Source organism: Streptomyces sp. MJM8645, from assembly GCF_001625365.1.
GTDB lineage: Bacteria > Actinomycetota > Actinomycetes > Streptomycetales > Streptomycetaceae > Kitasatospora.
The window spans coordinates 5,183,550-5,196,486 of record NZ_LJJF01000001.1; the positions used below are offsets into that span (position 1 = coordinate 5,183,550).

Here is a 12,937-nt window from a genome sequence, read left to right on the forward strand (position 1 = left end):
TCGTTACGGGGCTGCCGCCCCACCCGTTATGGATTCGGCACGGAGAATGTGTCGCCACCGGTGCGGGTGGGGGGCCGTATTCGGCTTCCTCCGGTCGGATGACGTGCGCGGACGGTCGGTCGGCGCTGTTCCGGGGCGTGTCGGTTGGGGGCGGCGAGCAGCCGGTTTGTTGTCATGGCCGCGATGAGATGGGCTCGAAGGGGTGCCGAAAGGCCGAAATTCACCCCTGCGAGTGACGTCGGTTTTCCGAGGCATCGAGTTGTCCACAGGATTTCAGAACTCTCTGGCGGGGATTTCCCGCGAAGCGCACTCTCAACGCGCGCCGGTCGATTCCGTACGGTGCATCGGCGAGAACGGAGAGTGCACTGTGAACGAGATGCAGGTGACGATCGTCGGCATTGTCGCGACGGAGGTGAGCTACGGCGAAACGGGCAGCGGGGTGCCGATGGCCAAGTTCCGGCTCGGCTGCACCGAGCGCCGGTACGACCGGCAGCGCGAGTGCTGGGCGGACGGCGAGACGCAGTGGCTGACGGTGACGGCCTGGCGGGGGCTCGCGGTCAATCTGATCGGTTCGCTCGCCAAGGGGGATCCGGTGTTGGTGAGCGGTCGGCTGCGGCTGCGGGAGTGGGCCGACGGCGAGGTGAAGCGCACCGGGGCCGAGATCGACGCCCGATCGGTCGGACACGACCTCACCCGTGGTACCTCGGCGTTCCGTTGGGCGGCGGGGGTGCGCGGGCAGCCGTCGGGCGCCACCGGGCCGAGCGGGGCGCAGGCCGGGGCAGGGGTGGTGCCGGGGTGGATCGCCGACGCGCTGGAGGCGCGGAAGGCCTTGGCGGTGGCCTCGGCGCCGCGCCCGCCGGAGCCCCCGCCGCCGGCGCGGCCGGTGTCGGACGGGGTGTCGGAGGCGGAGGTGGGGGAGCGGGGCAGGGTGGCCGAGGGGGAGCGGGGAGGTGACGAGCAGGCTGCGCTGATCTGACGGGTCGATGACCTTAACTGTCGACAAATATGTTGATCGAGACTGTTGTTGCGCCCGCATGTGCAATCTCGCCCGGATAACGAAAAGTCGCGAGGAGATTCTGGCTGATCGTCAGCTTGTGTCGAAACTGAGGGGGTTGATAACGATCCAGATACGGAATCGTCCTGATTTCGCATGGGGGTTTCGGGGCCTGCGGGGCTCAATAGGATTCGTCTGGTTCATACCCGCAGCAGCGCCACAGGGGGCGCGCGCGGCACGGCAAGTCGGCGGGCTGTCCATCGGTGCGGCCCGGCCCCGGAGGGATCCCAGATGTTCCAGAGGCAGGTGCGGAGTCTCCCCCGCATAACCACTGTCATGCTCACGACCAGCCTGGTGTTGGGCGGGGGCCTGTTCGCGGCCGGTGCGGCGGCCGCGGCGGACACCCCGGGTGCGGGCGTCAAGGCCGTCCTCCAGAACACGATGGTGGGCGAGAAGATCGACGTCGAGGGCAAGGGGACCGTCGACGGCGGTCTGTTCACCCTCAAGACGTCCAACGGCGAGATCCAGACCTACTGCATCGACTTCGACAACCCGGTCTACCTGGACAGCGCCGCGAAGTACCAGGAGTCGGACTGGAAGTCGAGCTCCCTCGGCGGCAAGAACAAGGTCGAGGCGGCCTCCAAGATCCGCTGGATCCTGGAGAACTCCTACCCGCAGGTCAAGGACCTGACGGCGCTCGGCAAGACCGTCGGCGTCGACGGCCTGACCGCCGAGGACGCCGCCGCGGGCACCCAGGCCGCGATCTGGAAGTTCTCGGACAACAAGAACGCCACCCCGCGCAACGCCAAGGCCAAGAAGCTGCGCGACTACCTGCTCGGCGACGCCAACAAGGGCATCGCCGCCGAGCCCAACCCCTCGTTGACGCTCAACCCGGACTCCGTCTCCGGCAAGTCCGGCAACAAGCTCGGCCCCTTCACCCTCAAGTCCAGCGCCGCCGAGGTGAAGCTCACCGTCACCGGTGACGCCGCCGACAAGGTCAAGGTGGTGGACAAGGACGGCAAGCCGGTCGGCGCCACCCTGACCGGTCCGATCAAGGAGACCCAGCTGTTCCTGGACGTGCCGGCCGGCACCCCGGACGGCTCCGTCGCCCTGGCCGCCGCCGCCGACACCGTCGTGCCCAGCGGCCGGGTCTTCCTCAGCGAGGGCTACGACCCGAAGCGGCACAGCCAGAGCATGATCCTGGCCGGCTCCAGCAAGCTCAGCGTCTCCGCCGGCGCCAAGGCCACCTGGAAGCAGGGCCAGGGCGCGCTGGTCGACAGCACCGCCCAGGTCGAGTGCGAGAACAACGGCGTGCGCGTCACCGTCACCAACGGTGGTGACGAGGCCGCCACCGTCACGGTCAAGCCGGGCAAGCAGCTGACCGTCCAGCCGGGCAAGACCGAGAACGTGCTCGTCCCGGTCGCCGAGAAGGCCGCCTACGACATCAACGTCACCGGCCCGAACGGCTTCGCCAAGGAGTTCAAGGGCGTCCTGGACTGCAAGACCGGCGTGACCCCGCCGACCTCCGGCCCGTCGACCCCGGCCGCGAGCGGCACCCCGAGCGGCGCCCCGAGCACCGCCCCGACCGGCACCCCGAGCCAGGCCGGCACCCCGTCGGCCGGTGCCAGCACCGCCGCCGGCGCGCACCCGAGCCCGGCCGCGACCAACTCCGCCCCGGGCACCGGTGGCCTGGCCCAGACCGGTGCCAGTGACTCGACCCCGATCCTCGCCGCCGTCGCCGGTGGCCTGGTCCTGGCCGGTGGCGCCGCGGTCTTCGTCCTGCGCCGCCGTGGCCGCCACGGTCGCACCGCCGCCTGAACCGCCCCGCAGGCCCGGAGGCGCTGACCTCCTGAGGCCCTGACGGCACCCGGCCCGGCCCCCGCACCCGCTGCGGGGGCCGGGCCTTCGCCGTTCAACCCCGCGCTGCGGATACCCCCGTGGGGCACACCGGGCGTTCGGGGCCCCCGGCCGGGTGCGGCACAATGGAAGGCTGCAAGCCGAATACTCCCGACGACGCCGGAGCGATCTCACGTGGCGGAATACATCTACACGATGCGCAAGGTGCGCAAGGCGCACGGAGACAAGGTCATCCTTGACGACGTGACGCTCAGCTTCCTCCCCGGGGCGAAGATCGGCGTCGTGGGCCCCAACGGCGCGGGCAAGTCCACCGTGCTGAAGATGATGGCCGGCCTGGAGCACCCCTCCAACGGCGACGCCTTCCTCTCGCCCGGTTTCACCGTCGGCATGCTGCTCCAGGAGCCGCCGCTCGACGAGACCAAGACCGTCCTGGAGAACGTCGAGGACGGCGTCAAGGAGATCAAGGGGAAGCTCAACCGCTTCAACGAGATCGCCGAGCTGATGGCGACCGACTACTCGGACGCCCTGCTGGACGAGATGGGCAAGCTCCAGGAGGACCTGGACCACGCCAACGCGTGGGACCTGGAGGCCCAGCTGGAGCAGGCCATGGACGCCCTGGGCTGCCCGCCCGGCGACTGGCCGGTCACCAAGCTCTCCGGTGGCGAGAAGCGCCGCGTGGCGCTCTGCAAGCTGCTGCTGGAGTCCCCCGACCTGCTGCTGCTCGACGAGCCCACCAACCACCTGGACGCCGAGTCGGTGAACTGGCTGGAGCAGCACCTGGCCAAGTACCCCGGCACCGTCGTCGCCGTCACCCACGACCGGTACTTCCTGGACAACGTGGCCGGCTGGATCCTGGAGCTCGACCGCGGCCGCGCCATCGGCTACGAGGGCAACTACTCCACCTACCTGGAGTCCAAGCAGTCCCGCCTCAAGGTCGAGGGCCAGAAGGACGCCAAGCGCGCCAAGCGGCTCCGCGAGGAGCTGGAGTGGGTCCGCTCCAACGCCAAGGGCCGCCAGGCGAAGTCCAAGGCCCGTCTGGCCCGCTACGAGGAGATGGCGGCCGAGGCGGACAAGATGCGGAAGCTGGACTTCGAGGAGATCCAGATCCCGCCGGGCCCGCGTCTGGGCAGCATCGTCATCGAGGTGGAGAACCTCTCCAAGGCCTTCGGCGAGAAGATCCTGATCGACGACCTCAGCTTCACCCTGCCGCGCAACGGCATCGTCGGCATCATCGGCCCCAACGGCGCCGGCAAGACCACTCTGTTCAAGATGCTCCAGGACATGGAGACCCCGGACTCCGGTGTGGTCAAGGTCGGCGAGACCGTCAAGATCAGCTACGTCGACCAGAGCCGCGCCAACATCGACCCGAAGAAGACCCTCTGGGAGGTCGTCTCCGACGGTCTGGACTGGATCAACGTCGGCCAGGTCGAGATGCCGTCCCGCGCCTACGTGTCGGCCTTCGGCTTCAAGGGCCCGGACCAGCAGAAGCCGGCCGGTGTGCTGTCCGGTGGTGAGCGCAACCGCCTGAACCTGGCGCTCACCCTCAAGCAGGGCGGCAACCTGCTGCTCCTCGACGAGCCCACCAACGACCTCGACGTCGAGACGCTCTCCTCGCTGGAGAACGCCCTGCTGGAGTTCCCCGGCTGCGCCGTGGTCATCTCCCACGACCGCTGGTTCCTGGACCGGGTGGCCACCCACATCCTCGCCTACGAGGGCGAGAGCAAGTGGTTCTGGTTCGAGGGCAACTTCGAGTCGTACGAGAAGAACAAGATCGAGCGGCTCGGCGCCGACGCGGCCCGCCCGCACCGGGCCACGTACAAGAAGCTGACCCGCGGCTGACACCCAGCCGTCACGGCGGCCCGGCAGACTGCCCCTCGGGGCGGCCTGCCGGCCGCCGGCCCGCCGCCACCGCACGGCGGCGGGCGACCGGACGTCGAGGAGAACACCTGTGGCCCGCCACATCTACGCCTGCCCGCTGCGCTGGTCCGACATGGACGCGTTCGGCCACGTCAACAACGTGGTCTTCCTGCGCTACCTGGAGGAGGCCCGGATCGACTTCATGTTCACCCAGGCCGCCGAGGCCGGGGCGGGGGAGTTCGCGGGCGGCTCGGTGGTGGCCCGCCACGAGATCGACTACAAGCGTCCGCTGGTGCACCGGCCGGAGCCGGTCACCGTCGAGACCAGGGTGACCCGCATCGGCGGCGCCTCGCTGACCGTGTCCTACGAGATCAAGGACGTCGCCGAGGACGGCACCGAGACGGTGTACGTCCAGGCGTCCACCGTGGTCGTGCCCTACGACCTGGCGGAGGGCCGGCCGCGCCGGATCTCGCCCGTGGAGCGGGAGTTCCTGTCCCGCTTCATGGACGAGGAGCCCGCCGTAGTCGCCGCCTGAGCACCCACCTCCGACGATTCGAGCTGACCCGCGTTGACCATCACCGCCCGCCTCGCCCTCACCGACGCCGGGGAGGCCGCCGACCTCTCCGCGTTCCTGCTGCGCCTGCTGCGCTTCGACAAGGCGGCGGCCGTCCGGTTGCAGGCGGTGGCCCCGGCCGGGGAGGACGGCGTGCTGGCGGTCTTCGGCCGGCTGCCGCTGGGCGGTTCGGGCGCGCTGGCGATCCGCACCGCCCGGCTGACCGGGCCGGCCGAGCCGACCGATCTGACGGTCTCGGCGGGCCAGTTGCTGGACGGCGTGGACGCCGGGACGGGTGCCGTCGCGCTGCCCGCCCCGGTGACTGGACCGGCCTGGGCCGGGCTGCTGCCGCCGCGCACCGGCTGGCGGCCGGTCGGGGCGCCGCCGGCGGCCGAGGTGTACCCCGAACTGATGGCCGGGGTGCGGGAGTTCCGTGAGCGCAGCGAGGCCGTCCCGGCGCAGCACCGCGGCCGTGCGGTGCTGGACGCGCTGGCCGACGAGATCTGGTCCCGCCCGGTCTCCGTGCTGCCGGAGCTGCCGCTGCGGGCGGTGCACGCGGCGTACGTGATCGGCTTCCTGAAGCCCGGGGCCCCGCTCACCGTGCACCGGGCGGGCGGCTGGCTGCGGCTGAGCGCCCCGGCCGGCTCGGTGGCGGTCCGGACAGTGGCCGCACCCGGCGCGGGGCTGGGGCTCAGCCCGCTCCGGTAGGCCCTCTCTTTCGGATCACGCCGGGCGCGCGACGCCGGAGCACGCACCTCGCCGCGTTGTCGTCGGTCGCCGATGCTCCGCATGGACTCCCTCCTCCGCCTTGCGATGCACGCACCCCAACGCCGCGCGCTGATCCGACGTGATCCGAAAGAGAGGACCTGGAGCCAGCCCGGCCCGGGGATCAGCCCGGGGTGTTGATCATCGAGGCGGCGGCGTAGGTGAGGTAGTCCCAGAGCTGCCGCTCGGCCTCGGCGGGCAGGGCCAGGTCGTCCACGGCCGCCCGCATGTTCCTGAGCCAGGCGTCGTGCGCGGCGCGGTCGACCTTGAACGGTACGTGCCGCATCCGCAGCCGGGGGTGGCCGCGCTGCTCGCTGTAGGTGCGCGGGCCGCCCCAGTACTGCATCAGGAACAGGGTCATCCGCTCCTCGGCCGGGCCGAGGTCCTCCTCGGGGTACATCGGCCGGAGCAACTCGTCCTCGGCGATGCCCTGGTAGAACCGGTGGACCAGTCGCCGGAAGGTCGGTTCGCCGCCGACCTGGTCGAAGAAGGTCTCCTCGCTGAACGTTCCTCGCCGGATCTCTTTCACCCGACCATGGTCGCAGACGCCGACGGGGTCGTACACCGGGACCAAAGGCGTACGACCCCGCAGGGCGTGTGTCGGGGCTCAGGCGACCGGGGCGGCGGTCACACGTCCTCCCACTTGAACAGCTTCCAGGAGATGCCGGTCAGCACGGCCGCGAAGAGCAGCAGTCCGCCCATGGTGGGCAGGGCGTCCATGACGCCGCCGCCGCGGGTCAGTACCGACTGGGCGGCCGTCACCAGGTAGCGCAGCGGCATGACCTTGGAGACGGTCTCCAGCCAGCCGGGCGCGCTGTCCAGCGGGATGAACGCGCCGGACAGGAAGGACATCGGCAGCACGATGATCTGCGAGATGCCGTTGGCCGCCTCCTCGGTCTTGGCGACCGAACCGGCCAGCAGGCCGATCGACATGAAGGCGAGCGTCGCGCAGGCCACCAGCGGGATGACCAGCCACCAGTTGCCGGTGAGCTTGAGCCCGAAGAAGTTGGTGGCGACCGTCAGGAACACGGTGGTCTGGAGGAGCGAGGTCAGCAGCGAGACCAGGATCCTGGAGCTGATGACCGTGCCCGCACTCACCGGGGCCAGCCGCAGCCGGCGCAGCACCTTGCTCTTGCGCCACCCGACCAGGGTCAGTGCGGCACCGAACACCGCGCCGGTGGCGACGGCCCAGCCGAGCAGGCCGGGGGTGAGGAACTGGATCGGCTTGAGCGACTGGTCCTCGACCTGCTGGGCGTCCAGCACGTAGGCCGGCTTCTGGCCGGTGGCGGCCTGGTTGGCGCTCTGGACCACCGAGTTGACGATGCCCCGCAGCGCGCCGGCGCGGACGGTGTCGGCGGCGCTGAAGCGCAGCTCGACCTTGCCGTCCGGACCCTGCTCGATCATCGCGTCGAAGTCGCCCTTGCGGACCTTCTCCAGCGTGGCGGCCGCGTCGTCGGTCCTGGTGATGGTGAGGACCTTGTCCAGGTCGACCCGGCCCTCGCCCTGGATCGAGTCGAACAGCTTCACCGCCCCGACCTGCGCCACCTTGGCGTGCGGGCTGCTGGAGCCCTTGCCCACGGTGCCGAAGAACACCAGGAACACCAGCGGGAAGAGCAGGATGAAGAAGGTCGCGGTGCGGTCGCGCTTCATGCCGAGCAGCATCGCGCGGGACAGGCTCCAGAACGCGCTGACCCGCTCCCGCTCGGCGCTCGCGCCGCCGCTCGGACCGTCGCTCCGGGCGGGGGTCTTCGGCTCGGTGGACGTGCTGGCGGTCATGCGCGGTACTCCCGTCCGGTCAGCTGGAGGAAGACGTCCTCCAGGGTGGCGCCGCGCACTTCGAGGCCGCGCAGCGCGTTCTGCTCGGCCAGGACGCTCAGGACCGGGGCCGGGAGGCGGGTGGAGACGGAGAGCGAGACGCTGTCGTCCTCCAGGGCGGCGATGTCGGCGCCGGCCGCGGTGAGCAGGTCCCGGGCGCGTTCGACGGTCAGCTGGCCGGACGCGACGCTGATCCTGACGGTGTCGTCGATCTCGCGGATCAGCGTCGCCGGGGCGCCGGTGTGCAGGATCTTCCCGTGGTCCATGATCGAGACCCGGTCGCAGAGCACCTCGGCCTCGTCCAGGTAGTGGGTGGTGAGGACGACCGTGCGGCCCTCGCCGTTGATGTCCCGCAGGAGGTCCCAGAGGTTGCGCCGGGCCTGCGGGTCGAGGCCGGTGGTGGGCTCGTCCAGGAAGACGATCTCCGGGTCGTGGGCCAGCGCGCAGGCGATCGACAGGCGCTGCGCCTGACCGCCCGACATCTGGTCGGTCATGACGTCGGCCTTGTCGGTCAGGCCGACCCGCTCCAGCATCGCGTCGGCCCGCTTGGGGCCGACCCCGTAGAACGACGCGAAGGTGCGGATGGTCTCCCGGGCCGTCAGTTTCCGGAAGAAGGCGGAGGCCTGGAACTGCACGCCGATGCGCGGCAGCAGTTTCGGATTGCGCGGCCAGGGAGCCATCCCCAGCAGCTCGACCCGGCCCTCGTCCGGCTTGCGGACGCCTTCCAGGATCTCCATCGTGGTGGTCTTCCCGGCGCCGTTGGGGCCCAGGATTCCGTAAAATTCGCCGGCCTCGACGGTGAGGGACACCCCGTCGACGGCCTGCACGTCCCCGTACCGCTGACGGATGCCGTCGGCGGATATAGCTGCAGTCATGTGGCCTGAGCCTAGGGCTTGCGGAGGGCCCTGTGCACGTCGGCGACGACGAAATTTGTGGATTGTCCGAGGGATCGGGAACAAGCCGGGCCGGGCGGAAGTTGAATTCCACCCGGCCCGGCCGGAGTTGTTGCCGACGGTCTTTCAGGCGCGGTGCACCGTGATCGTCGTCCAGGCGCCGATGTGGATCCGGTCGCCGTCGTTCAGCGGCACGGCGGTGTGCGGGGCGATCGGCTCCGCGCCGCCGTTCACGGTGGTGCCGTTGGTCGAGTCCTGGTCCACCAGGACCCAGCTGCCGTCCGCCTGTTCGGCGAGCAGCGCGTGCTGGTGCGAGGCGCCCGGGTCCTCCGGCGGCACCGACAGGTCGATCTCCGGCACGGTGCCGCGGTGCTGGCTGCGCCGCCCGATCCGCAGCTGGCCGCGGCCGGTCAGCGGGATGCGCCGCTCGGGGCAGTACGGCGGGAAGAACAGCCCGGCCGCCTCGGGACCGCTGCGGGCCATCATCTCGGTGAAGTACTCGCGGTCGGCCGAGACCACCGCGATCCAGTTGGTCCGGAGCGGCTCCGCGGGGGCCGCCGGCTGTGGCTGCTGAGGCTGGGGCTGCTGCTGATGCGGCGGGGCGAGGTGGAACGAGGTGCCGAAGTCGCCGCCGCGGTTGTTGGGGCCGGGGGGCTCGGCGTACACCGGGCCGGAGTCCTCGCGGACGGGGGCCTCGGGGAACGCCCCCTCCGGCGCGGGTCCCTCCGGCCCGTTGGCGGGCAGGGAGGGAGGGTAGCCGTAGGTGTGCGCGGGCGCGGCGGCCTGCTGCGGGTGCTGGGTGTGCTGCGGCTGTGGCTGCTGCGGGACGGGCGGGCCGTACGGCGGTTGGCCGTACGGCGGCTGGGCGGCCGGCGCGCCGCCGTACGCCGCCGGGATGTTCAGCGGCTGCTGCGCCTGGCGGCGCGAGGGGGTGGAGAGCTCGTAGTCGTACCCGCACTCCTCGCAGAACCGTCCGGTCTGCGGGCTGCGGCAGATCGGGCAGACCGTCAGGCCCTCGGTCAGGTTGGGGTAGCCCTGGGCCGGTGGCGGCGGCATCGCGCCGGGCTGTGGCGGGACGTTCCCCGGCGGCACCGGCGGAGGCGACGGCGGCGCGCCGTAGGGCGTACCGCGGTGGTCCGGGTGCTGGGACTGCTCGAACGAGCCGGGCGCCTCGGGCGCCGGGTGGGAGCCGTACGCCCCCGGGTGGGTCCCGTGGGCCCCGTGGGCTCCCGGGTGGGCTCCGGGCGGCGGCGGGGCCGGCGGAGTCATCGGGAAGCCGCAGAAGTCGCACCAGTCCTCGGCCTGCGACTCGTGGCCCCTCGGGCAGATCGGCATCAGTTCCCCCTCACATCGAGCCGGCTTGGGGCGGCGTCGCACCGGGTCGTCGGCCCGGTCACGTCTTCAGCGGTCACTTCTTCACACGCACCGTCTTGGTCGACCGGGTCTCAAGGGTCATCGAGTCGGCCTCGCTCACGTTCTTACGGAACCGAACCGTACCCTCCTTCGGGTCCACCACGTCCACCACCTTCTGCAGCAGTTTGTAGGTGCCCTCGTTGCCGGTCGCGTGCGCGATCCGGACGGCGGCGCCCAGCTTGGAGGTGGCGGTGTCGACGTCCCCGGCCCGGTGGGCCTCCAGGCCCTCCTGGATGGAGGAGGCCAGCTCGGCCTGCCCGGTGTAGTGGGCGACCTGCGGGCTGATCCGGGTGGAGGAGGCCAGGTCGTCGGTCCACACCGCCTTGACCAGGCCCTGGGAGAGCACCTCGGGGGTGCCGCTGCCGACCTGCGGGGGCAGCACCAGGCTGATCCGGGCGGCGAGCATCTCGTTGCCGATGGAGGCGGCCGGGACCTCGACGCAGACGTGGTAGTCGCGGCTCTCGTCGCCCCAGGAGCCGGTGGGGTAGTCGCCGGCCCGGGGGCCGGCCTCGGCGCGCCGGGCGGTGAGGTCCTCGACCGCGGGGGCGACCTGCTTGACGAACTTGACCGCGGCGTTGGCCGGGGTCCAGATCCGCAGCGCGACGTCGGCGACCTGCTTGCCCATGGCGCCGGCCATCATCGAGCGGAAGTCCTCGGCCAGGCCGGAGGGTTCGGCGACGATGTCGACGGTGCCGAGCAGCGCCGAGGAGATCTTGCGCAGCTCGTCGATCCGCCAGTCGGTGCCGACGCCGCGGCAGTCGGCGGTGAAGTGGCCGGTGACCCGCTCGATGGCGCGTTCCAGGTCGACCGCCGACTCGTGCTCGTTGTTGCCGTCGGTGAGCAGGACGGCGTGCCGGATGGCGATGTCGCGGCGGGTCAGGAAGAGCTTGTCGGCCTTGGCCAGCCAGGTGCCCATCGCGGTGCCGCCGGCGGCGGTGAGGCGGCGCAGGGACTCCTTGGCGTGGCCGCGGGTGGTGGCGGAGGCGGTGGCGAGGGTGCCGTCGCCGGGGTAGATGTCGCGGGCCTCGTGGGTGCCGGCGACCACGGCGAAGGCGGTGCCGTCGCGCAGCGCGTCGATGGCGGCGGCGGTGGCCTCGCGGGCGCCGTTGATCTTGGTCTTGGGGTAGTCCATCGAGCCCGAGCAGTCCACCAGGATCACCACGGCCGCGGCGGTGTCGGCGCTCTGCGGGCCGCCCGCGTCGGCGATGCCGAGCGGGCGGCCGCCGGAGGTGCCGCCGCCGGTCGCGGTGACCGTGACGATGGCGTTGACCTCGCGGGCGCCGTCGGCAAGGTACTCGTTCTGGAAGATCTCCACGTCGAACCTGGGCAGGTTCGGCTTCGCCAGTGTTGCCATGGGCCGGTGGCTCCCGTCGGAAGGGTCGTCGGTACGGATCGGTCGGTGGGGGCCGGCCGCGTTGGGGGCGGGCCGGCGGACCGGGTGGCCGCCGGGGTCGGCCCCGGGCGGGCGGCGTCCGGTCAGGCCGTCGGCGGGTGCGGCGGCTGCGGGGGGACGGCGGGTGCGGTCGGCGGTGCGGGCGGTGCCGGCGGGGCGGTGGGGGGCAGCGGGGCGGCGGGGGAGCCGATCACCGGGAGGTCCGGCAGGGTCGGCTCGTAGTCCTCGTCCTCCTCGGCGGCCCTCCTGGCACCCGCCGCGGTGATCAGCGGCAGGTCGAGCGCGGTGGCGGTCCGGGGGTCGTCCTCGTCCTCGCCCTGGTCCTCGGCACCGGCACCGGCGCCCGCGGCCGGCGGGTCGATCGGCAGGACGGCGACGGTGATGTTGTCGTGGCCGCCGGCGGCGACCGCGAACTTCACCAGGGTCTGCGCCGCCGCGAGCGGTTCGGTGCGGGCGTCCGGCCGGACGTAGTACGCCAGGTCGGTGGCGGCCTCGGCGTAGTTCCACAGTCCGTCGGTGCAGATCAGCAGCACCCCGGGGACGTGCGGCGTGAAGTCGAGGGTGTGCGGGACGACCTCCTCGGCGTCGGCGCCGAGCCACCCGGTGATCGCGTGGGCGCGCGGGTCGGCGTACGCCTCGGCCTCGCTCATCAGCCCGGCCTCGACCATCCGGGCCGCCCAGGAGTCGTCCTGGGTGAGCCGGAAGGGCTCGGCGCCGGCGCGGTCGTCCGGGATCCAGTAGGCGCGGGTGTCGCCGACCCAGCCGATGGTGATCCGGCCGCCGGAGGCTATGGCGCTGACGTAGGTGCAGGCGGGTGCGTTGACGTCGGGCCGGGTGGGCCCGGGGCCGGCCTGGGCGAGGTCGGCGACGGCCCCGGCGGCGTCGGCGATGGCCTGGCGCATGGCGGCGGTGGGTTCGCGGCCCGCCTCCAGGGCGCTCAGCAGCGACTCGGAGGCGGCGTCGACGGCGGTCTCGGAGGCCTCGTCCGGCCGGTCGGAGGAGGAGACGCCGTCGCAGACCACGGCGACCACGACGGGCTCGCCGCCGGGCAGCGAGGTGGCGGCGATGGTGAAGGAGTCCTCGTTGCGGTGGTGGCGCAGGCCGCGGTCGCTGACCCCGGCGACGCCCGCGAGGGACTTCTCCATGTGGTCGCGCGGGCGCGGCTGGGCGCCGCCGCAGGCCTCGCAGTAGCCGTCCGCGGTGACCTGCGGCAGCCCGCAGTGCGCGCAGACCGGCCCGTGCTGGGGCGGGGCGCCCTCGGCCCGGGCGGCGGCCCAGTTCGCGGGCATCGCGCCCGGGGCGGCCCGGCCGTCCCGGCTGGCGCCGCAGGCGCCGCAGTAGGCGTCCTCCGGCTCCAGCGGTTCGGAACAGCTCGGGCACACGGTCTGCTGCGGCAT

General features: G+C 72.1%; 11 protein-coding genes. 5 read left to right on the top strand and 6 right to left on the bottom strand.

Annotation, left to right across the window (positions count from 1 at the left end):
• The first annotated feature begins 376 nt into the window (after positions 1-376).
• The 5 genes from A6F73_RS22315 (at position 377) to A6F73_RS22335 (ending at position 5,969) form a co-directional block, all read left to right on the top strand.
• The gene (locus tag A6F73_RS22315; RefSeq protein ID WP_107453078.1) at positions 377-976 is read left to right on the top strand and encodes a single-stranded DNA-binding protein; all 600 of its coding nucleotides are present in this window, start codon (positions 377-379) and stop codon (positions 974-976) included.
• 354 nt (positions 977-1,330) lie between these two features.
• A complete protein-coding gene (locus tag A6F73_RS22320) occupies positions 1,331-2,812 on the top strand; it encodes a Cys-Gln thioester bond-forming surface protein (protein WP_159398507.1) in 1,482 nt (493 codons plus the stop codon).
• A 213-nt stretch (positions 2,813-3,025) separates the two neighbouring features.
• Positions 3,026-4,690 carry an energy-dependent translational throttle protein EttA gene (gene ettA / locus A6F73_RS22325; RefSeq protein ID WP_079135893.1) on the top strand — a complete coding sequence of 555 codons (1,665 nt, stop codon included), beginning with the start codon at positions 3,026-3,028 and terminating at the stop codon, positions 4,688-4,690.
• A gap of 109 nt (positions 4,691-4,799) precedes the next feature.
• Positions 4,800-5,243, top strand: coding sequence for a thioesterase family protein (locus A6F73_RS22330; RefSeq protein ID WP_063349408.1), 444 nt, complete (start codon positions 4,800-4,802; stop codon positions 5,241-5,243).
• A gap of 33 nt (positions 5,244-5,276) precedes the next feature.
• Positions 5,277-5,969 carry a hypothetical protein gene (locus A6F73_RS22335; RefSeq protein ID WP_063349409.1) on the top strand — a complete coding sequence of 231 codons (693 nt, stop codon included), beginning with the start codon at positions 5,277-5,279 and terminating at the stop codon, positions 5,967-5,969.
• 181 nt (positions 5,970-6,150) lie between these two features.
• Here the strand turns inward: A6F73_RS22335 and A6F73_RS22340 are convergent, their stop codons facing one another.
• The 6 genes from A6F73_RS22340 to A6F73_RS22365 form a co-directional block, all read right to left on the bottom strand.
• On the bottom strand, positions 6,151-6,555 hold the full coding sequence (locus A6F73_RS22340; RefSeq protein WP_063351424.1) for a globin: 405 nt from the start codon (positions 6,553-6,555) through the stop codon (positions 6,151-6,153).
• Between the two features lie 98 nt (positions 6,556-6,653).
• The gene (locus A6F73_RS22345; protein WP_079135894.1) at positions 6,654-7,802 is read right to left on the bottom strand and encodes an ABC transporter permease; all 1,149 of its coding nucleotides are present in this window, start codon (positions 7,800-7,802) and stop codon (positions 6,654-6,656) included.
• Positions 7,799-8,716, bottom strand: a complete 918-nt coding sequence (locus A6F73_RS22350; RefSeq protein ID WP_063349410.1) for an ABC transporter ATP-binding protein — start codon at positions 8,714-8,716, stop codon at positions 7,799-7,801. Before A6F73_RS22350 ends, A6F73_RS22345 begins: the two co-directional genes overlap by 4 nt.
• 144 nt (positions 8,717-8,860) lie before the next feature.
• Positions 8,861-10,069: an FHA domain-containing protein gene (locus tag A6F73_RS22355; RefSeq protein ID WP_079135895.1), complete on the bottom strand. Its 1,209-nt coding sequence runs from the start codon at positions 10,067-10,069 to the stop codon at positions 8,861-8,863.
• A 73-nt stretch (positions 10,070-10,142) separates the two neighbouring features.
• Positions 10,143-11,501, bottom strand: coding sequence for a VWA domain-containing protein (locus A6F73_RS22360; RefSeq protein WP_063349411.1), 1,359 nt, complete (start codon positions 11,499-11,501; stop codon positions 10,143-10,145).
• 122 nt (positions 11,502-11,623) lie between these two features.
• Positions 11,624-12,937, bottom strand: a complete 1,314-nt coding sequence (locus A6F73_RS22365) for a protein phosphatase 2C domain-containing protein (protein ID WP_063349412.1) — start codon at positions 12,935-12,937, stop codon at positions 11,624-11,626.

Bases quoted from the DNA above. Each gene is read 5' to 3' on its own strand.
- A6F73_RS22315 (WP_107453078.1), top strand. From the start codon at position 377: ATGCAGGTGACGATCGTCGGCATTGTCGCGACGGAGGTGAGCTACGGC.
- A6F73_RS22320 (WP_159398507.1), top strand. From the start codon at position 1,331: ATGCTCACGACCAGCCTGGTGTTGGGCGGGGGCCTGTTCGCGGCCGGT.
- A6F73_RS22345 (WP_079135894.1), bottom strand. From the start codon at position 7,802: ATGACCGCCAGCACGTCCACCGAGCCGAAGACCCCCGCCCGGAGCGAC.
- A6F73_RS22350 (WP_063349410.1), bottom strand. From the start codon at position 8,716: ATGACTGCAGCTATATCCGCCGACGGCATCCGTCAGCGGTACGGGGAC.
- A6F73_RS22355 (WP_079135895.1), bottom strand. From the start codon at position 10,069: ATGCCGATCTGCCCGAGGGGCCACGAGTCGCAGGCCGAGGACTGGTGC.
- A6F73_RS22360 (WP_063349411.1), bottom strand. From the start codon at position 11,501: ATGGCAACACTGGCGAAGCCGAACCTGCCCAGGTTCGACGTGGAGATC.
- A6F73_RS22365 (WP_063349412.1), bottom strand. From the start codon at position 12,937: ATGCCGCAGCAGACCGTGTGCCCGAGCTGTTCCGAACCGCTGGAGCCG.